Source organism: Priestia sp. TRM10 (assembly GCF_057808375.1).
The window spans coordinates 1-1,417 of record NZ_JBJZOT010000025.1 but is presented as its reverse complement, the minus strand read 5'-3'; the positions used below and the strand labels follow the sequence as shown (position 1 = coordinate 1,417).

The 1,417-nt window shown below is 56.0% G+C and carries 1 pseudogene; it reads right to left on the bottom strand.

Annotated features, from left to right (window positions below):
- Positions 1–1,148, bottom strand: a pseudogene (locus tag ACK3CR_RS26950) (BclA C-terminal domain-containing protein); the annotation flags it as partial.
- Positions 1,149–1,417 lie beyond the last annotated feature (269 nt).

Here is a 1,417-nt window from a genome sequence, read left to right as displayed (position 1 = left end):
GCGCCAGCTGCAGCTAAAAGAGTATAGTCAGGCGACGTATCCGGTGTACCCGTAGGTCCCGCAACATCAGTAATATAAAGACTACCGTTATAGGTGACGACTTGCCCAGCAGGATAAGAAGGAGCAGCCGCTGGATCGAAAGGAACGACGCCGTCAAGCCCAATGCCCGTCGCACCTGTAAGCCCTGTCGGTCCAGTAATACCCGTTGCGCCAGCTGCAGCTAAAAGAGTATAGTCAGGCGACGTATCCGGTGTACCCGTAGGCCCTGCAACATCAGCGATATAAAGACTGCCGTTATAGGTAACAAGCTGTCCGGCAGGATAAGAAGGAGCAGCTGCTGGATCGAAAGGAACAACGCCGTCAAGTCCAATACCCGTCGGTCCGGTAACGCCCGTGCTCCCCGCAAGCCCTGTCGGCCCAGTAATACCCGTTGCGCCAGCTACAGCTAAGAGAGTATAGTCAGGCGACGTATCCGGTGTGCCTGAAGGTCCCGCAACATCAGCGATATAAAGACTGCCGTTATAGGTAACGACTTGCCCAGCAGGATAAGAAGGAGCAGTCGCTGGATCGAAAGGAACAACGCCGTCAAGCCCAATACCCGTGGCCCCTGTAAGCCCTGTTGGTCCAGTAATACCCGTTGCGCCGGCTGCGGCTAAAAGAGTATAGTCAGGCGACGTATCCGGTGTACCCGTAGGTCCCGCAACATCAGTAATATAAAGACTACCGTTATAGGTGACGACTTGCCCAGCAGGATAAGAAGGAGCAGCTGCTGGATCGAAAGGAACGACGCCGTCAAGCCCAATGCCTGTCGCACCTGTAAGCCCTGTCGGTCCAGTAATACCCGTTGCGCCAGCTGCAGCTAAAAGAGTATAGTCAGGCGACGTATCCGGTGTACCCGTAGGTCCCGCAACATCAGTAATATAAAGACTACCGTTATAGGTGACGACTTGCCCAGCAGGATAAGAAGGAGCAGTCGCTGGATCGAAAGGAACAACGCCGTCAAGCCCAATACCCGTGGCCCCTGTAAGCCCTGTCGGTCCAGTAACGCCCGTGCTCCCCGTAAGTCCCGTAGGTCCCGCAACGCCTGTCGCGCCTGTAAGCCCTGTTGGTCCAGTAACACCCGTTGCGCCAGCTGTGGCTAAAAGGGTATAGTCAGGCGACGTATCCGGTGTACCCGTAGGTCCCGCAACATCAGTAATATAAAGACTGCCGTTATAGGTGACGACTTGCCCAGCAGGATAAGAAGGAGCAGCCGCTGGATCGAAAGGAACAACGCCGTCAAGTCCTACGCCTGTCGCTCCCGTAGGTCCCGGAACGCCCGTTGCGCCACTAGGCCCTTGAATGCCTGTCGGTCCGGTAACGCCGGCTGCGGCTAAAAGAGTATAGTCAGGCGACGTATCCGGTGTGCCTGAAGGCC